Genomic DNA, 21195 nt, shown 5'->3' on the forward strand with positions numbered 1-21195 from the left:
CTGGTCCAGCCGGCGCAACCCGTTGAATGATTTCGCGGACTGGGGTCTTCCTGCTTCTATATGTCGCTCAAAACCGCTGTGCGCTTTTGAGCGACATGCGATGGCTCACTTGCCGTGCAGGCGCGTTTCCACAGCCTTTGCCGCGGCCTCGGCGGTGATGCCGAAATGCGGGTAGAGCTGTTCGATCGAGCCGGAGGCCCCGAAGCCGGTCATGCCGACGAAGATGCCGTCGGTGCCGATCAGGTGGTCCCAGCCTTGGCGGATACCGGCCTCGATGGCGACTTTCACCTTGGCATTGCCGATGGTCTTCTTGCGGTAGTCCTCGCTTTGCCGGTCGAACAGCTCGAAGCAGGGCACCGAGACGACGCGGGTCGGGTGACCATGTTTTTCGAGCAGCTCGCGGGCGCCGAGGGCAACCTCTACCTCCGAGCCCGTGGCGAAGATCGTCACCGCCGCTTCGCCGTTTGCCGCGGCGAGCTCATAGGCCCCGGAGGCGCAGAGGTTCTCTTCGCTGAATTCGGTGCGAACGGTCGGCAGGTTCTGACGGGTCAGCGCCAGCGTCGACGGCGTCTTTTCGGATTTCAGCGCCAATTGCCAGCATTCCGCCGTCTCGACAGCGTCCGCCGGGCGGAACACGTTGTGGTTCGGGATGGCGCGCAGCGCCGCCAGATGTTCGACCGGCTGGTGGGTGGGGCCATCCTCGCCGAGGCCGATCGAGTCATGCGTCATGACGAAGATCGAGCGGATGCCCATCAGCGAGGCAAGGCGCATCGAGGGGCGCGCATAGTCGGAGAAGCACAGGAAGGTGCCGCCATAGGCGATAAGCCCGCCATGCAGCGTCAAGCCATTGATCGCCGCCGCCATGCCGTGCTCGCGGATGCCGTAATGGATATAGCGCTGGCCGTAATCGTCCGACGTGATGTTCTTGGTCTGGCTGGTCTTGGTGTTGTTGGAGCCGGTGAGGTCGGCCGAGCCGCCGATGGTTTCGGGAACCGCGCCGTTGATCACTTCCAGCGCCATTTCCGAAGACTTGCGGGTGGCGACCTTCGGCTTGTCGGCCGAGAGCTTCCTCTTGTAGTCGGCGATGACGGAGTCGAAATTTCCCGGCAGCTTGCCGCCGAGGCGGCGCTCGAATTCGCCCTGCAGCTTGGCGTCGGCCTTGGCAAGGCGGCCGTCCCAATCAGCGCGCGCCTTAGCGCCGCTGGCGCCGACCGCGCGCCAGGCGTCGAGGATGTCGGCCGGTATCTCGAAGGGCGGCGACTCCCAATTGAAGAATTTGCGGGCGCCGGCGATTTCCTCGGCGCCGAGCGGCGAACCATGCGCCTTGTTGGTGCCGGCCTTGGTCGGGGCGCCGAAGCCGATGGTCGTCTTGCAGGCGATCATTGTCGGCTTGTCGGAATGGCGGGCGGCTTCGATGGCATAGGCGATCGCTTCCGGATCGGTGCCGTCGATGTGGCTGGCGTTCCAGCCGCTAGCCTGGAAGCGAGCGACCTGGTCGGTGTTGTCGGCGAGCGAGACCGGACCATCGATCGAGATGTTATTGTTATCCCAGAAGACGATGAGCTTGTTGAGCTTGAGGTGGCCGGCCAGCGCGATGGCTTCCTGGGAAACGCCTTCCATCAGGCACCCGTCGCCGGCCAGCACGTAGGTGTAGTGATTGACGAGGTCGTTGCCGAAGGCGGCGTTCATGATGCGCTCGCCAAGCGCGAAGCCGACCGAATTGGCGAGGCCCTGGCCGAGCGGACCGGTGGTGGTCTCGATGCCGGCGGCATGGCCGTATTCGGGATGACCCGCGGTCCTCGATCCGAGCTGCCGGAAATTCTTGATCTGGTCGATCGTCATGTCCTCGTAGCCGGTGAGGTAGAGGAGCGAGTAGAGCAGCATCGAGCCGTGGCCGGCCGACAGGATGAAGCGGTCGCGGTCGGCCCAATGCGGGGCCTTGGCGTCGAATTTCAGGAAGCGGGTGAACAGCACCGTGGCGATGTCGGCGCAACCCATCGGCAGGCCGGGGTGGCCGGAATTCGCCTTCTCGACGGCGTCCATGGAAAGGAAACGGATCGCATTGGCCATCCGATCATGTTGTTCACGCGAGGTCATGCTTCCTCCGGAAATAGGGGTTGGAGCCTTGGGAGAGCCCTTGGAAAGGATGCCGCGACACATAGCAGGCGCGGCCTTTTAGTCAACAAATCGGTCGAGTTTTGCCGGGGCTTGTGATGGGCCGCGCACGCTACATTAGCGTTAGCGGGGGACAGTCGCGAGAGCTTTATTGACGCGCGCTTCACCCGGCGCCTAATCTTTCCGAGATAACGCGTTCTGAACGCGAGCGATTCGGTGACGGGCAGGGCATAGGACGAAGCCATGACCGGGGAAGCGACCCTCAAAGAAGTCATCGCTAGGCTCGGCAAGGCCATGGAAGGGCTGGAAAACGCCGTGGCGGCGCGGCTCGAGCATGAGCGCGACTATACGGAAGCCGAGGCCGAGGTGCAGCGCATGAACGCCGACCGCTCGCGGCTGGCGCAGGAGCTCGACAATTCCGAGGCCCGCGCCGAACGGCTGGAAGACGCCAACAAGGAAGTGTCGCGCCGGCTGGTGACCGCCATGGAAACCATCCGCGCCGTGTTGGACAGGTAGGGCTCGACGGGTACGCCAATGGCACAGGTCACGGTTTCCATCGACGGCAAGCAGTATCGGATGGCTTGCGACGAGGGCCAGGAAGAGCATCTGATCGACCTCGCCGAGCGCTTCGACCGTTATGTCATGCATCTGAAGGATTCCTTCGGCGAGATCGGCGACCAGCGGCTGACCGTCATGGCCGGCATCATGGTCATGGACGAGCTCTCGGAACTCTCCAAGCGCGTCAAGGGCATGGAAAGCGAGGTGCTGACGCTGCGCAAGACGCGCGACGAGGCGCTGACCAAGGCCGACAAGAGCGACAGCGTGCTGACCACCGCGCTCGCGGCACTGGCGCAGCGCATGGAAGATCTGGCGACGACGCTGGCGGTGAAGAAGGCTTAAAGCGCGTCGCTGAAAAGGATTCAGGCGACGCGTTTTAAGTCTTTGTTTTGATGCATGTCGTTCTCCCAAAACCGCTGCGCACTTTTGGGCGACATGCATTAAGCCTCCCACAGGGACCCGATATCCGCCGCGGAAATTCCTGCTGTCTTTTCCAGGAAAAGACGAAATTTTTCCGCTCTCTCGATCACGCTTGCAGACACAAGCCTTTTGAACCGGACCGTGCGGCGGTATAGAAGGCTGAGCCACGCCGATGGGGTTGGCCCATGGCGGCGACACGTCACAGGGCAGAGGGAGCACGTCATGAGCCTTCGTATCAACGATATCGCGCCGGACTTCACGGCCGAGACCACGCAAGGGACGATCAATTTCCATCAGTGGATTGGTGACGGCTGGGCGGTGCTTTTCAGCCATCCGAAAGACTTCACGCCTGTCTGCACGACCGAGCTCGGCACGATGGCAGGGCTGGAAGGCGACTTCAAAGAGCGCAACGTCAAGATCATCGGCATTTCGGTCGATCCGGTATCGAGCCATGAGAAGTGGCATGCCGACATCAAGACCGCCACCGGCCAGACGGTGAACTATCCGCTGATCGGCGACAAGGACCTCAAGGTTGCCAAGCTTTACGAGATGCTGCCGGCCGGCGCCGGCGAGACCTCGGAAGGGCGCACACCGGCCGACAACGCCACCGTGCGTTCGGTCTACGTCATCGGCCCGGACAAGAAGATCAAGCTGGTGCTGACCTATCCGATGACCACGGGGCGTAACTTCGACGAGATCCTGCGTGTCATCGACTCCATCCAGTTGACGGCCAAGCACCAGGTGGCGACGCCGGCGAATTGGAAGCAGGGCGAGGATGTCATCATCACCGCCGCCGTCTCCAACGAGGACGCGATCAAGCGCTTCGGCGCCTACGAGACGGTGCTGCCGTATCTGAGGAAGACCAAGCAGCCTACTGCGTGAGACTTCCTTCTCCCCGTATAGTGACGGGGAGAAAGGGGGCGCGCCGCGGCTTTCGCCAATTGTAGGCGTTGCAGTGCATATAGAAACGGCGGCGCTAGATGCTGGCGCCCCGTTTTGTTTCGCGAAATGCCTTGAGGTTTACGCCGCCGGCTGCGCTTCGATGGTGCGCAGCGCCTGGCTCTGGCGCTTGGCGGCGGCCTTGACCGCGTCCTGCACCTTCTCGAAGGCGCGCACCTCGATCTGGCGCACGCGCTCGCGGCTGATGTCGAACTCCGCCGACAGCTCTTCCAGCGTCAGCGGCTCTTCGGCCAGACGGCGCGCCTCGAAGATGCGCCGCTCGCGATCGTTGAGCACCGACAGGGCGCCCGACAGCATGGCGCGCCGGCTTTCCAGCTCGTCCTGCTCGATCAGCATCTCTTCCTGGCTTTCGTGGTCGTCGACCAGCCAGTCCTGCCATTCGCCGGATTCACCCTCGCTCGCCCGGATCGGAGCGTTGAGCGAGGCGTCACCCGACAGGCGGCGGTTCATCGACACTACCTCAGCCTCGGAAACGTTGAGGCGGGTGGCGATCTCGGCGATCTGGTCGGGCTTCAAATCACCGTCGTCGAGCGCCTGGATTCTGCCCTTCACCTTGCGCAGGTTGAAGAACAGGCGCTTCTGATTGGCGGTGGTGCCCATTTTGACCAGGCTCCACGAACGCAGGATGTATTCCTGGATCGAGGCCTTGATCCACCACATGGCGTAGGTGGCGAGGCGGAAGCCGCGCTCCGGTTCGAATTTCTTCACGGCCTGCATGAGGCCGACATTGCCTTCCGAGATCACCTCGCCGATCGGCAGGCCGTAGCCGCGATAGCCCATGGCGATCTTGGCGACGAGCCGCAAATGGCTGGTGACGAGCTTATGCGCGGCGGAAGTGTCCTGATGCTCGACATAACGCTTGGCGAGCATGTACTCTTCCTGCGGCTGAAGCATCGGAAAGCGACGGATTTCTTCCAGGTAACGGGCGAGACCGCCTTCACCGGAAACGATACTGGGTAGTGACTGGGCCATGATTGCGCCCCCTCTCTATTGGAGTGATGCCCCCTTGACGCGGCGGGCATGTGACGCGAATGCCAATCGGCTCATCCGCGGCAACTGGTGTATATAGGAACAAAACCAGAAAGGACAGGCATTTGTTCAACACGAAACAGTGTGTCACGCTTAAGTGAACAACGCCAGTCAGGTTTTTGATGGCTGGTTTGAAGCGTCTTAATGGCGGTTCAGAACTTGCGAAAGCCCCACGAGTTCCTCCATGTCCCTCGGCATCGGCGCCTCGAACCTCATCGTTAGATGGGTGGTCGGGTGTCGGAATTCAAGGAGCCAGGCGTGCAGCGCCTGCCGGGAAAATGCCTTGACCTCGCTTTTCAGCGGTTCCGGCAGCCGGTTGGCCTTGGTGCGGAAGGCCTGGCCGTAGTCGGGATCGCCGATCACGGGGTGGCCGATATGCGCCATGTGGACCCGGATCTGGTGCGTGCGGCCGGTTTCGAGCCGGCATTCGACCAGGCTTGCGGTGGTGAATTCCTTCTGCCCCTCGCCGAAACGCTCGACGACGGTGAAATGGGTGACGGCATGCCGGGCATCGTCTCGGCCTTGGGGGACCACCGCGCGGCGGACGCGATCGGCGGCGCGGCCGAGCGGCGCGTCGACGGTGCCGGTCGGCCGCTGCGGAATGCCCCAGACCAGCGCCAGATAGGCGCGTTCGAGATCGCCGGTGCGACCGTGGTCGGCAAAGGCTTCCGACAGCGCCCTGTGGGCGCGGTCGGTCTTGGCCACCACCATGACGCCGCTGGTCTCCTTGTCGAGCCGATGGACGATGCCCGGCCGTTTGACGCCGCCGATGCCGGAGAGACTGTCGCCGCAGTGATGGATCAGCGCGTTGACCAACGTGCCGGTCCAGTTGCCGGCGCCGGGATGAACGACCAGTCCGGCAGGCTTGTTGACGACGATCAGCTCGTCGTCCTCGTAAAGGATGTCGAGAGGAATGTCCTCGCCTTGCGGCTCGGCCGGCTCCGGCTCCGGCATGGTGATTAAGACGCGCTCGCCCGTCGCCATCTTGCGCCTGACCTCCCCGACCGGCTTGCCGGCGATCGAGACCGCGCCCTGCCGGATCAGGGCTTGCACGCGGCTGCGCGAGATTTCCGGACCGAGCCGGGCGGCAAGCCATTGGTCGAGGCGCTGGCCAGCGGCATCGGCGCCGGCATCCAGCTCCACCGCTGCGTCCAACTCATCGCCCGGCAATTCATCCGGTGTCAAAATCGGGGCCCTATCAAAATCGGGGTCTCTTCGTTATGAGCGCTCATCGAAACCCGTTGCGGATTGTTTAGCCATGGCCCGGCCGATCGCCGATGAAGATGAGGAAAAGCCGCTCGACCCTGCGGCGGAAAAGGTGCGGAGGAAGCTTATCCGCTTCATGGTCGTCAATCTCGGCCTTCTGTTCCTCGCCCTTATGGTGGTGATCGGGGCCCTTGTCTACAAAGCCCGCAATGCGCCGATTGTTGGATCGACGCCTGCCGGCGATGTCCAGGCTCCGGCCGGCGCGCCGCTCAGCGGCGACATCGTGCTGCCGGTCGGCGCCAAGGTGGTCAGCCAGGCGCTGTCCGGCAATCGCCTGTCGATCGATGCCGAGCTTGCCGACGGCAGCCGCTCCATCTTCGTCTACGACATAGCCGAGCGCCGCATGATCGGCCAGTTCCCAATCCGTAACAAATGAGCCCGCAACAATGAGCGGCTTTGCCGATAACCGCAGCGTCGCGACGGTGGCGCTCGTCGTCGAAAATTACGACGAGGCGATCGCCTGGTATGTCGAGCGGCTCGGCTTCGTGCTGACGGACGACGTCGACCTCGGCGGCGGCAAGCGCTGGGTGACGGTCGCGCCGGCAAACGGGCAGGGTGCGCGGCTGCTCCTGGCGGAGGCTTCCGGCGAGGCGCAGGCGATCCGTATCGGCGACCAGACCGGTGGCCGGGTGTTTCTCTTCCTGGAAACGGACAACTTCGCGCGCGACCATCAGGCGATGCTTGCCAAGGGCGTCGAGTTCCGCGAGGCGCCGCGCCATGAGGCCTATGGGACGGTGGCGGTGTTTGCCGATCTCTACGGCAATCTCTGGGACCTGATCGAGCCAAAACGGCCCGGTTGACCACGGTCCTCTGGCAAAGTCTGCGAACAGTCCGAAACCCCAGTTGCTTTTTCGCGGCCTTCATCCTATGTAGCCGGTTCTTGAGCGCGCCCATCGTCTAGCGGTCAGGACACCGCCCTCTCACGGCGGTAACAGGGGTTCGATTCCCCTTGGGCGTACCATCTCTCAGACAGGACTTCGCCAGGCTGCCGGCGCTGAAACCTGCGTCCAGGTCTAAATGCCGGCTTGGGTCTTTTCACGGGATGCCTGCTCCAACAACCGCGACAGGTGCTGGAGGTGCATCGATTGGGCATCTTCGAGCAGCTGCAGAAAGTTGGACGCCTTGCCGCGCGGCAACCGGCGGCGCTTCAGCGCAGCGATACGCGCGCGCTGGCGTTTGATGTGCTGCTCGGCTTGCAGAACGTGCCGTTCCGCCATCTGGATATCGTCGGCCAGGGCCATGAGCCGTAAACGGGCGGACCGCCACAGCGGTTCCGCGAGGGGAGCCGTCGGCCAAAAAAGCGGTTGCTTTGACGGAAGTCGGTCCGGGCTTGAGCTGCCGACGAGGCATCGTTTCGGCGAACTCGGCGAAGGCATCGACAATTCCGGCGCCGCTCTTGGCGCTCAGGAACCTGACGCTCGACCGCGCGAGCTGGCCGATCCGTTCGGGGCTTGCGGGCCATGCGACGAGACGGGCTCTACGGCTCAATCATTCGATCTATTCCGGCAAGCCGAAAAGTGTTTGCGCGCCTGCTATTCCTCTGAGCGGATGACTGCCCATGGCGATCATCGGCTCGGTCGTTTCCGTCTCGAACGCCGTCGACGCAAGCACCGTCCGCCCTAACGGCTTGCACAGCCCTTCGATGCGGCTGACAAGGTTTACAGCCTTGCCGATCGCGGTGAAGTCCAACCTGCCGGCAGTGCCGATGTTCCCCCAAAGCATCTCGCCGACATGCAGGCCAATGCCGTATGCGAACTCAGGGCTGCCGTTGCGGCGCCGAGTTTGGTTGAGATGATCTATCCCGGCGCGCGTGGCCTTCACGGCGCGTACCGCCGCGTCACATGCGGCCCTCGCATCGCGCTCGCCAATCGGGAAAATCGCGAGGACGCCATCACCGATAAACTTGAGAACCTCGCCGCCAAATGCATGCACTGCGCCGGCGACGCAATCGAACCAGGCATCAAGTATCGATACGATCTCGCCTGCATCGTGAACTTCGGATAGATCGGTGAAACCTCGAAGGTCCGCGCACAGAAGCGCAGCCCGTATCGTCTCTCCCTTTACTCGACGAGAACGACCGTTGAGCACATGCGCTGCGCTGCGCTTTCCCAAATATGCTTCGAGCAATGCTCGTTTCGCAGACCGTTCCGCGAGTGCGGTCATCGGAGCCGCAGCAAACCGGGAGATTTGCCGCAGCAGCTCCGACTGCGCTTCATCCGGAGTATGATCGAACGCCCATACCAAAGTCGGGGCGACACCGACCGCTCCCTCGCCGAACACGATCGCTTGCGTCGTGCCAAGCCACTCGCGCAGCACGAGCCGGGGATCGGCATTCTGGCGGTCGGCGCCTATCCCCAAAGCCTCGACCACTTCACCGCCAGGCGCTCGCCAGAGCCAGATGCGGCGTGAAATGATCGGGTCGGGAGCATCCTGCGCCAGCGCGCCGGCAATGATCGGCAAGCCGTCTTCGATCAAATGCGTCGAGAGCTGCAATAGAAGTCGCCCACCATCGCCAATATGCGCGGCATCGTCCAGAAGGAATGAAAGCGAGCTTGCGAGAAGCATCGGTAGAGGGTCACTCGGTACCGGCTCATGCTTACGCCTCGAACATTTTCTTGCAACTCCCCACATTCGCTTCAATCATGCACGGCATTTCGATGCGGATGTGACCTGGGCGGATGTGACCTGGAGCGAGCGATGGCGGAATCGGTTTACACAGAGATTGAGGTCGCGGCGCCACAAGCGACCGTGTTCGCGCTTTTGACCGATCCGGAACAGATCGTGCGATGGATCGGGACCGAAGCGAATTTGGATGCAACGCCGGGCGGTCTGTTCCTCGTCAATGTCGGTGGTCGCCATATGGCGCGCGGTGAGTTCACCGAGGTGATCCCGGTCCACCGTCTTGCCTACAGTTTTGGCTGGGATGACAACGCGACCGTGCCGCCCGGCTCCAGTCATGTCGAGATCGACCTGATCGCGAGGGATGCGGGGACATTGATCCGTTTAACGCACAGCGGACTGCCGAACGCCGAGGAGCGTGACAGCCATCGAAAGGGATGGGAGCACTACCTCTCCAGGCTGAAGATCACTGCCGATGGGGGACATGCCGGTCCCGACGTGCCGATGAAGACTATGTGATTTTCATCAAGGGTCGCGGATGCCCGTCATCCGAAGCAGGCGCGGCAAGCGTCAACGAGGCCCTTTGAAACTGTCGTCGCCAAACCGGCCGCTTGGGAACTCAGCGACCCGCGTGCTGCCGCACCTTAAAGCGCGTCGCGATCCTTCGGATTCGCTCCGTACGCTTTAGGCTTTTGATTTTGCGCATGTCCTTGTCCCGAAACCGGTTCCCACTTTCGGGAGACATGCTTTAAGATTGGCCAAGCCGATACGCATGGCGTCCGCAGCTTGCCGGATGAGTGGCGCAACGCCGCGGATTGAATTAGCATTCGTTCATCAAGCTCCAGCCGCGATCCATCGCGATGCAGAAGCGGATGCAGGGGGCGCGAAGCCGGGGCGGCGACCTAATGCCGCGCGCCGATGCAAGCGCAGCCGGGCATCTGGAACGCGTCCGGCGGCAAGGCGCGGCGGGGCCGGGAGGAACCAATGCAAAAACTGCAATCGCAAGGCGTCCATCACATCACGCTGGTCGGCGCCGATCGTCGAACCTCGATCGATTTCTGGGAAGGCGTGCTCGGCATGCCCTTCATCTTCGAACAGCCCAATCTCGACAAGGCGAGCGAAAGCCATCTCTATTTCGATCCGGGCGATGGCCGGCTGATCACCGTCTTCACCGACGAGAGCCGCAGCCCGGTGAAGCGGCGCACGCCGACCGATATCGGCTGCGTTCACCACATCGCCTTCTCGGTGTCGCGGGTGACCTTCCTGCAAGCGGTCGCCCGGCTCGACGAGCGCGGCATCAAGCACAGCGGCGTCAAGGATCGCGGCTTCATGGATTCGATCTATTTCGAGGATCCGCTCGGCCTGCTGATCGAGCTTGCCTCCTACCGCTTCGAGCCGCCAGCCGGTTTCAGCCATGCCGACGTGCTGATGGCGGCGCACAAGATCCGCGTCGCGCGCGGCGACTACAATATCGCCGAGGTGCACCTTGCCGACGCCATCCAGGCGCTGATCGAGCGGTCGCGCGAGACATTGTCCGAGGACCGGGCGGCGAAGAATCCATACTGAACAGGTCAGAGGGAGGACCAAGATGGCAAAGGCATCCACAAAGGGAACGAAGAAGGCCGCGGTGAAGGCAAAGGCAACAACCGCCGCCAAGGTGTCGAACAAGGCAGCCAAGCCCTCGGCGAAGGCGACGGCCAGGGCCGCGCCCAAAGCGACGGCCAGGGCCGCGCCCAAAGCGACGGCCAGGGCCGCGCCCAAAGCGACAGCCAAGGCAGCGCCCAAAGCCAAGGCGAAGCCGGCCAAGAAACCCGCGGTGAAGCTCAGCATGCTGCGGCCGAGCGTCAACAACATGACGGTCCGGGTTTTCGCGCGCGCTGCCGGGCTCGATCATGCCGAGACCGACGCTTGGGGCCAGACACGCGCGCCCGAATTCCTGGCGCGCAATCCGGCGCACCTGACGCCGATGATCGAGGACAAGGGGCTGCCGCGCGGCGTGCTTTGGGAAAGCTGCGCCATCATGCAGTATCTCGCCAACAAGCACGGGCTGGAGAAATTCTATCCGAAAGCGCCGGCCAAGCGCGCGATGATCGACAGCGCAATGTTCTATCTGGTCGGTACGCTCTATCCCTATGTGGCTAGAGCCACCTATCCGGCGCTCGGCTTTCCGCAGTATGCCGGCGAGGTCGGCCATAGCGACGCCCATCCCGACAAGAAATCGGAGGCGCAGAAGGCGGCCGCCGCAGCGATCGCCGAGCCGCTGGAGGTGTTTCACAGCTTCTTCAGGGACGGCAAGCCGTTCATCGGCGGCAACAATCCGTCGATCGCCGACATCCGCCTGGCGGCGACGCTCGAGTTCCTGGCCGTCATCGACTACGCGCTACCCAAATGGGCGAAGGACTATATGGCCGCGATCGAGAAGAAGCTCGGCAAGGCCTATGCGGAGCCGGCTGGCGACGTGCGCGGCTATATTGCCCATGTGAAATCAAAGGCCGTGGCGTAGGTTACAGGCGAGATTAGGAATTCGTTAACCAAAGCCCTGTCTAGTGTCCCAGTTCTCGCCGCGACCACGGATGTACTGGCGCGATGGCGAGGCGAAGGAAAGGTCGGCTCAATGCCGGCCTTTTGCCTTTTCCGGCGGCCGGTCGGCATCGCGCCAACACGAATCCACTGGCGCCGGTCGATTGAAATCCTATTGTCATCCGGCCCGTTGATCGTACCATGCGTCAGGCGAGCGGGCTAAAATGGCGAGGACGCGCGATGAGGAACACAGCAAGATTTGCGGCCATCATTGGGACGATGGTAGCGATGTCTTTTTCGGCCGATGCCGCGTCGCTCAACACCATGAACGAGGTCGGCGACGCCCTGCAGGCCTGCTGGACACCGCCCGCAGATTCCGGAAATGCCACGGTCACCCTGAGCTTCAGCTTCAAGCGCGACGGCACGCTGATCGGCCCGCCGAAGCCGACGGCCATCAAGGTCAACGGTGATGACAAGGCGCGTCAGGCTTATGTCGACGCGGCGACCGCCGCCTTGCGCAATTGCCTGCCGCTCAGCTTCTCGCCCGCGCTCGCGAAAGGGATTCCGGGAAAAGTCTTTACGATGCAGTTCAATTCGCCGAAGAATAACGCCAAAGCGGTTCAGCAATAGAATTGCCGGAGCTGCCCAAATTACCTTGCTTAGTTCCTAAAGCGCGTCGCAATGAACCGAATTCAGGTGACGCGCTTTAAGTCTTCGTTTTGGTGCATGTCGTTCTCCCAAAACCGGCGCGCACTTTTGGGCGACATGCATTAACCGAAAACCGCTATGCTCTATGGGATCGCTCCACGCGCGAGCCGCATCACATTGCGGCCGGCCGGCGGCGGGCGTTCGCGTGCTTTTCCAGTTCGGGCATTTCGAAGACATAGTCGCTCCACGCCGATTCCGGAATTTGCCCGGCCAGATAGCATTCCAGCAGCAGATTTTGCTCAGGCGTCAGATGCCTCGGCGCCCGCTCATGATCCAGTCCGAGCGAATGGATCAGGTTCCTGGTCAGGCCAGAGACGGTGAAGTGAACAGACATCTTCAGTCTCCCTTGCGTTGCGCCGATAACGTCAAATGCTAGCCGAAAGTTTCATCAGCAGTCTGTGATCGCGGTCGCATTCGAGCCGGCCGAAGGCGCGGGACCGCTCAAACTGAGATGGAAAGCGATGTTTCTATTGTACGGCAGGCGGGGCTGCGCACCAGTCGGACAAGGGATCTACATCAGGCCCTAAAGTCGGCTTCAAAAGAGCGAAAGTGGGATCTAGTCGCAGACGACACGATAGCGCTTGCCGGGCCCGCTGACATTCCTGCATGCGAGCGCCTTCTCCGGCTGGGAGGGCGCATCGGGCGAGTCCGGCTGAAAGGACGGCCTTGTCGAAGCCGGCCTGAGATGCCTTCGGCTGGACGGGCTGGCCGGCGCGCTCGGCGGCAGAGGAAATACGTCGGACGCAATCTGCCGCGTGGCGGTTGTTCCTGGCGGGGCCTTGTCCCAAATGCGCCTGACGTCCATCCGGCTTGGAATGATAACCGTGCCGTCGTCGCTGCGCGTGCAACCGCTTGCCGCCAGCAGCGCCGGGCAGAGAACAAAAGTCAGCATTCGACCAAGCATCAGCAATACCCCCACCGATTTTATAGCCCGGCAGCGGTGGGTCCGCCAATGGACGGATTACCGCATCAGGCATGGGACCAGCGTCCTACCGAGGTGCGTCGCCCTGAAACGGAGTGAGGCGACGCGCTTTGGTTTTGTTTCGCGCATGTCGCTCGAAGCCGCCGCATGGTTTTGGGCGACACGCGCTAACGGCACCGGGCGTGTTCGGTCGCGAATCGGTAAGGTTAGCGGATCGTTAATGCTTGTCGGGCACATTCCGCCGACGAACTGGCGAGGTTCGGCCTTGGGGGTAGGAATGGCGGATTCGGACGGGACGGTCGGGGCGGGCGACGCGCGTGATTTTCAAAGGACGATTGCGGTCGGAAACGAGATATTCGCCGCAACGCAGCACGCGGCAGGGGCTTCGGAAGCGCTTACCAATCTTCGCCTGATGGTCGATTCGATGCCGATCGGCGTCATCGTCCTCAATGCCGATCTCAGGGCGGAGATCATCAACCGCGCCTTCTATGATTTCTGGCAGATCGATCCGCTTCGCGCCGCGGTCGGCTGCGGCTTCCGCGAGCTGATGGAAGCGAGCCGCGACGCCGACCCCTACGGGGCCGACCAAGCCACCTGGCAGCGCCACATCGCCGAGCGCGAGGCGGAAATCCGGGCGGGCGTTGCCGGCTCCAGGCAGCTGCCGCGCAATGACGGCCGCACGCTGGTCGCTTCCTTGGCTCCGCTTGCCGGCGGCAAGCGATTGATCTCCTATGTCGACATCGCCGACATGAAGCATCGCGAGACCGAGGCCGAGGATGCGCGCAAGAACCTCGCAACCGTGCTGGAGTCGCTGCCGGCCGGCGTCATCATCTATGACCGCGACGACCGGTTCGTCTTCGCCAATCGCAAGCTGCAGGATACGCTACCGGCTCTGAAGCCGGCCTGGCAGCCAGGCCGCACCTTTCGCGAGGCATTGGCGCTCGGCCATTCCGTGGGCTATTTCCGGTCGAGCGGCGACAGTGAGATCGACAGCCTCTACGGCGTCGATACCGAACGCTGGCTCGACGCGATGCTCAGGCGCTACCGTTTGCCCAATTCGTCCTACGAGCGCCTCAATCCCGACGGGCGCTGGTACCAGGTATACGACATGCGCACCGACGACGGCACGTTCATCGGCGTGCGCGTCGACATCACCGGCATCAAGACCCGCGAGAAGGCGCTGCGCGACTCGATGCAGCAGATCGATCTCTACCGGCATGTGATGGACGAACTGCCGGTGGCCGCCTTCATCAAGGCCGAGGATCTCTCGATCGAGTTCGTCAACAAGGCCTGGTGCGCGCTGACCGGCATTCCCAAGGAAGACGTCATCGGCAAGACGGACCGCCAGCTTTTCGGCGCCGAGGACGCTGAAAGCTATAGCCACGACGACACCGAGGTCGTCGCCACCGGCAAGGGGCGCGAGGTGGAGGAACCCGTCACTCATCGCGACGGCACGGTGCGGCAGCTGATGACGCGCAAGAGCCGCCTCGTCGCCATCGACGGGTCGGTGCATCTGGTCGGCTCCAGCACCGACATCACCGACGTCAAGGCGCGCGAGCGAGCGCTCAAGGAAAGCATGCGCGAGAACGAGGTGTTCCGCAGCCTCATCGACAACGTGCCCGTGTCGATCTACGCCAAGCGCTCGGATCTGAGGCAATTCTACGTCAACAAGGGCTGGTGCGACCTCACCGGCTTCAGCAAGGAAGAGGCGATCGGCAAGACCGATGTCGAGATATTCGGCGCCGACGGCGAGGCCTTCGTGGCGGGCGACCTCGCGGTGCTGCGTACCGGAGAGACGCAGGAGATCGAGGAGAAGGTGACGCTGCCCGACGGCAGCGTGCGCCACCAGTTCGCGCGCAAGGGCGCGATGATCGCGTCCGACGGCTCGCTCTATCTGATCGGGTCGACCACGGACATAACGGAACTGAAACAGCGCGAGGCGGAGCTCAGAGAGGCACGCCAGCGTGCCGTGCTCGCCGATCGTGCCAAGTCGGAGTTCCTGGCCAATATGAGCCACGAAATCCGCACGCCGATGAACGGCGTGCTCGGCATGGCCGAACTGCTCGCCAAATCGGACCTCGATTCGAAGCAAAAGACGTTCACCGACATCATCGTCAAATCCGGCAACGCCCTGCTCACCATCATCAACGACATCCTCGACTTCTCCAAGATCGACGCCGGCCAGCTCGTGCTGGACCCGGCGCCCTTCAATCTCGCCGAGGCGATCGAGGATGTGGCGACGCTGGTTTCGACGCGCGCCAAGGAGAAGGATCTCGAGCTCATCGTCCGCGTCCAGCCTGGGCTCGACGGGCAGTTCGTCGGCGATGTCGGCCGCCTCAGGCAGATCGTCACCAACCTGCTCGGCAACGCGGTGAAATTCACCGACGAGGGCCACGTGCTGGTCGACGTCACCGGCGAGCGGGTTCCGGCCGGCACCAGGCTCACCATCTCGATCACCGATACGGGCATCGGCATTCCCGAGGACAAGCTGAAGCTGGTGTTCGAGAAATTCAGCCAGGTCGACACCTCCTCGACAAGACGGCACGAGGGCACCGGCCTCGGCCTTGCCATCACCTCGCGGCTGGTCGAGCTGATGGGCGGCGAGATCGGCGTCGACAGCGCCGAGGGCAAGGGCTCGACCTTCTGGTTCACCGTGACGCTGCCGCGGGCCGCGCAAAGCGGGCAGCGGATCATGCCGGTCGACGTGACCGGCGCGCGCGTGCTGATCGTCGACGACAATGCCGTCAACCGGTCGATCCTCAGCGAGCAGATGGCCTCGTGGACCTTCGATTCCTGCGCGGCGGAAAGCGGCGCCGAGGGACTGAAGGTGCTGATTGCCGCCGCCGCCTACGGCGTGGCCGTCGATTGCGTCGTGCTCGACTACCAGATGCCGGGCATGACCGGCGCCGAAATGGCGCGCATCGTGCGCAACACCGCCGGCCTCGCCCACACACCGATCATCATGCTGACCTCGGTCGACCAGTCGCTCGCCAGCGCCGCCTACCGCGATCTCGGCATCGATGCGCAGCTCATCAAGCCGGCGCGCTCCTCCATCCTCTTGGAGACGCTGGTCGCCACCATCCAGCGCCATCGCCACAGCACGACGGCCATCCACGCGCCTTTGGCCGGCGGCGTCGGATCGGCACCCGGCGCGCCGCCGGCGTCGACGGCACAAGCGACGGCGTCGGATCGCGTGCTGCTGCAGCCACCACCGGCGCGGGCCCGTCCGCGCCCGGCCGGCGTGGAGAGCGGGCTCGACATACTCGTCGCCGAGGACAACGAGGTGAACCAGCTGGTGTTCACGCAGATCCTTGGCGAAACCGGTTATCATTTCGAGATCGTCGCCAACGGCCGCAAGGCGCTCGACGCTTTCGGCAAGCTCAACCCGCGCATGGTCCTCATGGATGTGTCGATGCCGGAGATGAGCGGTCTGGAGGCGACCGCGGCCATCCGCAAGCTTGAAGGGGAGACGGGCACACATGTGCCGATCGTCGGCGTCACCGCGCACGCGCTGAAAGGGGACCGCGAACGCTGCCTGGAAGCCGGCATGGATGATTACCTGCCGAAGCCGATAAGCCCGAAGGCGCTGCTCGAGAAGCTCGAAAGATGGCTCGGTCCCGGCGCCGAGGTCCGCCGCAGCGCCGGCTAGATCGGTTCATCGTTTCACGGAACCGCCGAACCGCTCTAACTCTTTGTTTTTACGCAATTCCGGGCGAAAAACCGCTCATACTTTTCCTGGAACTGCTCTAAAAGCAAATCCAGGAAAAATGCGCGGCGGCTGGACTTTTTCTACCCGGTCGACCGCCGGCGCGCTTCCGTCAGCGGGCCGTCTGATCGCTTGACGCGGACGTATGGTGTGATCGCACCATACCAAAGCGGAGGCCAAGCCAAGACAATAGCCCTTGTCGATTCCGCCCCTCGGTTACGGGCGGGAGCAGCGACCGCCGGCAAGGAACAGCGTCGACTCTACCCCAACGGACCTGTTTTCGGCGATGGCTATGCCATGATCCGCTCTGGCATTCGGCAACGCGCTCTCGTCCGGATTTTATTTCCCGGCGGCCGATATTTAGGCCGCCGGGATAATTTTTGTTTCAAAGGTCAGACAAGTTACTGATTCCGGCGGCAAACTCCGACTGGTCCGCGAAGCGAGCCGGAACTCCTCTTAAATTCGTCCAATCAGTCGTTACGCGGCTGACACGAAACTGTCATCCAACTGTAATAATCGAGGGCTATTGCGCTCACCGGGCGCCGTCAGAAGGCGGTGCCAAGAGACCATATTCCGAACAGGAGCAGGCCACATGAGACATTTCATCCGCTCGGCGGCCGTTGCGATTGCAATGGCTACGGCGTCCACGCTCACCTTGTCCGCCGCTTGGGCTGCGGACATCTCGGGTGCCGGCGCCACCTTCCCCTATCCGATCTATGCCAAGTGGGCCGACGCCTACAAAAAGGAAACCGGCATCGGCCTCAACTATCAGTCGATCGGTTCCGGCGGCGGCATCAAGCAGATCAAAGCCAAGACCGTGACCTTCGGCGCTTCCGATGCGCCGCTCGGCGGCGACGATCTCAAGTCGACCGGCCTTGCACAGTTCCCGATGGTGATGGGCGGCATCGTTCCAGTCGTCAACCTCGAAGGCGTCAAGCCGGGCGAGTTGGTTCTGGATGGCCCGACGCTGGCCGACATCTTCATGGGCAAGATCACCAACTGGAACGACGCGGCGATCAAGAAGCTCAACCCCAAGATCAAGCTGCCCGACCAGGCGATTGCGGTCGTCCACCGTTCCGACGGCTCGGGCACCACGTTCAACTTCACATACTATCTCGGCGACGTGAGCGCCGACTGGAAGGCAAAGGTCGGTGTCGACAAGGCAGTTGAGTGGCCGGTGGGCATCGGCGCCAAGGGCAATGAAGGCGTTGCCAACAACGTCTCGCAGACCGGCGGTGCCATCGGCTATGTCGAATACGCCTATGCCAAGCAGAACAAGCTCACCTATGCCGACATGGTCAACAAGGACGGCAAGAAGGTCGCGCCGACCGGGAAGGCGTTCTCGGCCGCCGCGGCCAACGCCGACTGGAGCTCGCAGCCGGGCTATGGCGTCATCCTCGCCAACCAGCCGGGCGCGGAGTCATGGCCGATGACAGCAGCGACCTGGATCCTGGTCTACCAGAAGCCCGACGACGCGGCGGCCACGACCGAAGCGCTCAAGTTCTTCGCCTGGTCTTATGCCAAGGGCGACAAGATGGCCGCCGAGCTCGACTACGTTCCGATGCCCGACAAGGTCGTGAAGAGCGTCGAGGAAATGTGGGGCAAGGACATCGTCGACAGCAACGGCAAGCCGCTCTACTCGGGGATGTAATTACCGGAATCGAGGAGGGCGCTTCCGGCGCCCTCCTGTCTACCTTTTGAAATGCGAGGGGCTCGATGAGTGCCGTTTCCGAAGCCGTGACATCGTCTGCCATGCGGACCAGAGAAGCGACGGTGCGGCGCTTTGCGCTGACCGACACGATCTTCCGGACGGCCACGCGTCTTGCCGCGATCCTCGTCCTGGTTATCCTCGGCGGCGTCGCGATTTCATTGTTTGCCGGCTCATGGGAAGCGCTGTCGAAGTTCGGCGTATCCTTTCTGACTACGGAGGCGTGGAACCCGGTCACCGAAAATTTCGGCGCCCTTGCGCCAATCTACGGCACCATCGTCACGTCGGCGATCGCCATCATCATTGCCGTACCGATCGGCATCGGCATCGCCGTCTTCCTGACCGAGCTTTGCCCGCGCCCGCTCAGGCGTCCGATCGGAATCGCAGTCGAGCTGCTCGCCGGCATTCCCTCGATCATCTACGGCATCTGGGGCCTGTTCGTGTTCGCGCCGTTCCTGCAGACGACGGTGCAGCCCTTCATCATCGACATTTTTCACGGCATACCGGGGCTCTCCAGCCTGTTTGCCGGCCCGCCCTACGGCATCGGCCTTTTGACGTCGTCGCTCATCCTTGCCATCATGGTGCTGCCGTTCATCACCTCGATCACCAAGGACGTGTTCGACACGGTGCCTGCGGTGCTCAAGGAATCGGCTTACGGCATCGGCTGCACGACCTGGGAAGTGACGCGGCGCGTGGTCATCCCCTACACGCGCGTCGGCATCATGGGCGGCGTCATGCTCGGCCTCGGCCGCGCACTCGGCGAGACGATGGCCGTCACCTTCGTCATCGGCAACGCGCATCGCATCAGCGCCTCGCTGTTTGCGCCAGGCACGACGATCTCGGCGACCATCGCCAACGAATTCACCGAGGCGGACGGCGAGCTTTATACGTCCTCGCTGGTGGCGCTCGGCCTGATCCTGTTCATCATCACCTTCATCATCCTCGCCATCGCGCGCTACATGCTGTTGCGCATCGATAGCCGCACGGGAGCATGACCGATGTCGGTAGCCATGTCGCTTCACCAGAGACGCAAGCGCAAGAACGGCGTGATGATGGCGCTGTGCGTCATCGCCGCGGGCATCGGCCTTGCCTGGCTGGCGCTGATCCTCGGTGCGCTGATCTACAAAGGCCTGTCCGGCGTTTCGCTGGTGGTCTTTACCGAGATGACGCCACCGCCCGGCGATGCCGGCGGCCTGCTCAACGCCATCTACGGCAGCATCATCATGACCATCATCGGCATCGTCGTCGGCACGCCGATCGGTGTGCTCGCCGGGACCTATATGGCGGAGTACGGGCGCTTCTCGCGGCTCACCACGGTGGTGCGTTTCATCAACGACATTCTGCTGTCGGCGCCGTCCATCATCGTCGGCCTGTTCGTCTATGAGCTGATGGTGCGGCCGATGGGCCATTTCTCGGCGATCGCCGGCGCGGTCGCGCTGTCCATCCTTGTGATCCCCGTCGTGGTGCGCACCACCGAGGACATGCTCAACCTGGTGCCCAACGCCTTGCGCGAAGCCGGCACCGCCATCGGCGCGCCGCGCTGGGTGGTGATCCGTTCGGTCGCCTATCGCGCGGCGCTTTCCGGCATCGTCACCGGCATATTGCTGGCGATCGCCCGCATTTCCGGCGAGACGGCGCCCCTGCTCTTCACCGCGCTTAACAACCAGTTCTGGTCGAGCAATCTCAACGCTCCGATGGCCAGTCTTCCGGTGACCATCTTCCAGTTCGCCCTAAGTCCCTATGAGGAATGGCAGCAGCTGGCCTGGACGGGCGCGCTCATAATCACCCTGACGGTTCTCGGGCTGAGCATCTTCGCCCGCAGCCTTACCGGACGCAGAGAGGACAGATGAAACCTATGTTGTCCACCGACCTTAACGTAGCCGACACGGCCGTCGAGAAGGCCAAGATCGAGGTCAAGAACCTCAACTTCTACTATGGCCAGTCGAAGGCGCTGAAGGACATCAACCTGTCGCTGCCCGAGCGCAGCGTCACCGCCTTCATCGGGCCGTCGGGCTGCGGGAAGTCGACGCTGCTGCGCGTGCTGAACCGCATCTACGAGCTTTACCCGAAGCAGAGCGCGGAAGGCCAGGTGCTGCTCGACGGCAAGAACATTCTCGACCGCTCGCAGGACCTCAACCTGCTCAGGACCAAGATCGGCATGGTGTTCCAGAAGCCGACGCCGTTCCCGATGTCGATCTACGAGAACATTGCCTTCGGCGTCAGGCTGTACGAGAAGATCAGCAAGGCCGAAATGGACAACCGCGTCGAATCGGCGCTGAAGCGCGCGGCGCTCTGGAGCGAGGTCAAGGACAAGCTCAACGCCAGCGGCCAGAGCCTTTCCGGTGGTCAGCAGCAGCGGCTTTGCATCGCCCGCACCGTGGCGGTGAAGCCGGAGGTCATCCTGCTCGACGAGCCGGCCTCGGCGCTCGACCCGCTGTCGACCGCCAAGATCGAAGAGCTGATCGACGAGCTGCAGGCCGACTACACGATCGTGATCGTCACCCACAACATGCAGCAGGCGGCGCGCGTGTCGCGGCAGACGGCGTTCATGTATCTCGGCGAGCTGGTCGAGTTCGACCGGACGGAGAAGATCTTCACCTCGCCTCGCGAGAAGCGCACGCAGGACTATATCACCGGCCGCTTCGGCTGAGTTCATACGAGGAC

The 21195-nt window shown here is 62.9% G+C and carries 20 protein-coding genes and 1 tRNA gene; 16 read left to right on the forward strand and 5 right to left on the reverse strand.

Annotated features, from left to right (window positions below):
• Positions 1–105 precede the first annotated feature (105 nt).
• Complete coding sequence (gene tkt / locus P9236_RS20570) at positions 106–2097, reverse strand: transketolase (RefSeq protein WP_278076325.1); 1992 nt, start codon at positions 2095–2097, stop codon at positions 106–108.
• Between the two features lie 261 nt (positions 2098–2358).
• On the opposite strand from tkt, the gene P9236_RS20575 reads away from it, so the two are divergent.
• The 3 genes from P9236_RS20575 (at position 2359) to P9236_RS20585 (ending at position 3975) form a co-directional block, all read left to right on the forward strand.
• Positions 2359–2631 (forward strand): DUF4164 domain-containing protein, encoded by a 273-nt coding sequence (locus P9236_RS20575; RefSeq protein ID WP_278076326.1) that lies wholly within the window; start codon positions 2359–2361, stop codon positions 2629–2631.
• 18 nt (positions 2632–2649) lie between these two features.
• A complete protein-coding gene (locus tag P9236_RS20580; protein ID WP_278076327.1) occupies positions 2650–3015 on the forward strand; it encodes a cell division protein ZapA in 366 nt (121 codons plus the stop codon).
• 300 nt (positions 3016–3315) lie between these two features.
• Positions 3316–3975 carry a peroxiredoxin gene (locus P9236_RS20585; protein ID WP_278076328.1) on the forward strand — a complete coding sequence of 220 codons (660 nt, stop codon included), beginning with the start codon at positions 3316–3318 and terminating at the stop codon, positions 3973–3975.
• 138 nt (positions 3976–4113) lie between these two features.
• On the opposite strand, the gene rpoH is transcribed toward P9236_RS20585, so the two are convergent.
• Together rpoH and P9236_RS20595 are read right to left on the reverse strand one after the other, a co-directional pair.
• Entirely contained in the window at positions 4114–5025 is a 912-nt protein-coding gene (gene rpoH, locus P9236_RS20590; RefSeq protein WP_278076329.1) for an RNA polymerase sigma factor RpoH, read from the reverse strand.
• A gap of 198 nt (positions 5026–5223) precedes the next feature.
• On the reverse strand, positions 5224–6237 hold the full coding sequence (locus P9236_RS20595; protein ID WP_278076330.1) for an RluA family pseudouridine synthase: 1014 nt from the start codon (positions 6235–6237) through the stop codon (positions 5224–5226).
• A 103-nt stretch (positions 6238–6340) separates the two neighbouring features.
• Here P9236_RS20595 and P9236_RS20600 point away from each other — a divergent pair, with 103 nt between their 5' ends.
• From P9236_RS20600 to P9236_RS20615, 4 genes are all read left to right on the forward strand, one after another.
• Positions 6341–6724, forward strand: coding sequence for a fimbrial protein (locus P9236_RS20600; protein WP_278076331.1), 384 nt, complete (start codon positions 6341–6343; stop codon positions 6722–6724).
• A gap of 10 nt (positions 6725–6734) precedes the next feature.
• Entirely contained in the window at positions 6735–7148 is a 414-nt protein-coding gene (locus tag P9236_RS20605) for a VOC family protein (protein ID WP_278076332.1), read from the forward strand.
• 86 nt (positions 7149–7234) lie between these two features.
• Positions 7235–7309: transfer RNA gene (locus P9236_RS20610), tRNA-Glu, on the forward strand.
• Between the two features lie 124 nt (positions 7310–7433).
• Entirely contained in the window at positions 7434–7598 is a 165-nt protein-coding gene (locus P9236_RS20615) for a hypothetical protein (RefSeq protein WP_278076333.1), read from the forward strand.
• 247 nt (positions 7599–7845) lie between these two features.
• On the opposite strand, the gene P9236_RS20620 is transcribed toward P9236_RS20615, so the two are convergent.
• Positions 7846–8913 (reverse strand): adenylate/guanylate cyclase domain-containing protein, encoded by a 1068-nt coding sequence (locus tag P9236_RS20620; RefSeq protein WP_278076335.1) that lies wholly within the window; start codon positions 8911–8913, stop codon positions 7846–7848.
• Positions 8914–9045: 132 nt separating this feature from the next.
• Here P9236_RS20620 and P9236_RS20625 point away from each other — a divergent pair, with 132 nt between their 5' ends.
• From P9236_RS20625 to P9236_RS20640, 4 genes are all read left to right on the forward strand, one after another.
• A complete protein-coding gene (locus tag P9236_RS20625) occupies positions 9046–9486 on the forward strand; it encodes an SRPBCC domain-containing protein (protein ID WP_278076337.1) in 441 nt (146 codons plus the stop codon).
• Between the two features lie 465 nt (positions 9487–9951).
• Entirely contained in the window at positions 9952–10533 is a 582-nt protein-coding gene (locus tag P9236_RS20630; protein ID WP_278076338.1) for a VOC family protein, read from the forward strand.
• 22 nt (positions 10534–10555) lie between these two features.
• Positions 10556–11470 (forward strand): glutathione S-transferase family protein, encoded by a 915-nt coding sequence (locus P9236_RS20635; RefSeq protein WP_278076340.1) that lies wholly within the window; start codon positions 10556–10558, stop codon positions 11468–11470.
• Between the two features lie 305 nt (positions 11471–11775).
• Complete coding sequence (locus P9236_RS20640) at positions 11776–12117, forward strand: hypothetical protein (protein ID WP_278076341.1); 342 nt, start codon at positions 11776–11778, stop codon at positions 12115–12117.
• 190 nt (positions 12118–12307) lie between these two features.
• Here P9236_RS20640 and P9236_RS20645 read toward each other — a convergent pair whose 3' ends face one another.
• The gene (locus tag P9236_RS20645) at positions 12308–12529 is read right to left on the reverse strand and encodes a hypothetical protein (protein WP_278076343.1); all 222 of its coding nucleotides are present in this window, start codon (positions 12527–12529) and stop codon (positions 12308–12310) included.
• 865 nt (positions 12530–13394) lie between these two features.
• Here P9236_RS20645 and P9236_RS20650 point away from each other — a divergent pair.
• The 5 genes from P9236_RS20650 to pstB all read left to right on the forward strand — a co-directional run bounded on the left by P9236_RS20650 (position 13395) and on the right by pstB (position 21181).
• Positions 13395–16766, forward strand: coding sequence for a response regulator (locus P9236_RS20650; RefSeq protein ID WP_278076344.1), 3372 nt, complete (start codon positions 13395–13397; stop codon positions 16764–16766).
• A gap of 649 nt (positions 16767–17415) precedes the next feature.
• The gene (pstS, locus tag P9236_RS20655) at positions 17416–18474 is read left to right on the forward strand and encodes a phosphate ABC transporter substrate-binding protein PstS (RefSeq protein ID WP_278076345.1); all 1059 of its coding nucleotides are present in this window, start codon (positions 17416–17418) and stop codon (positions 18472–18474) included.
• A 65-nt stretch (positions 18475–18539) separates the two neighbouring features.
• Positions 18540–19526 carry a phosphate ABC transporter permease subunit PstC gene (gene pstC / locus P9236_RS20660; RefSeq protein WP_278076346.1) on the forward strand — a complete coding sequence of 329 codons (987 nt, stop codon included), beginning with the start codon at positions 18540–18542 and terminating at the stop codon, positions 19524–19526.
• A gap of 3 nt (positions 19527–19529) precedes the next feature.
• Positions 19530–20381: a phosphate ABC transporter permease PstA gene (gene pstA, locus P9236_RS20665; protein WP_278076348.1), complete on the forward strand. Its 852-nt coding sequence runs from the start codon at positions 19530–19532 to the stop codon at positions 20379–20381.
• Entirely contained in the window at positions 20378–21181 is an 804-nt protein-coding gene (gene pstB, locus P9236_RS20670) for a phosphate ABC transporter ATP-binding protein PstB (protein WP_278076349.1), read from the forward strand. The genes pstA and pstB overlap by 4 nt, the downstream gene beginning before the upstream one ends.
• Positions 21182–21195 lie beyond the last annotated feature (14 nt).

The sequence above is a fragment of the Mesorhizobium sp. WSM4884 genome (genome assembly GCF_029625675.1).
Classification (GTDB): Bacteria; Pseudomonadota; Alphaproteobacteria; order Rhizobiales; family Rhizobiaceae; genus Mesorhizobium.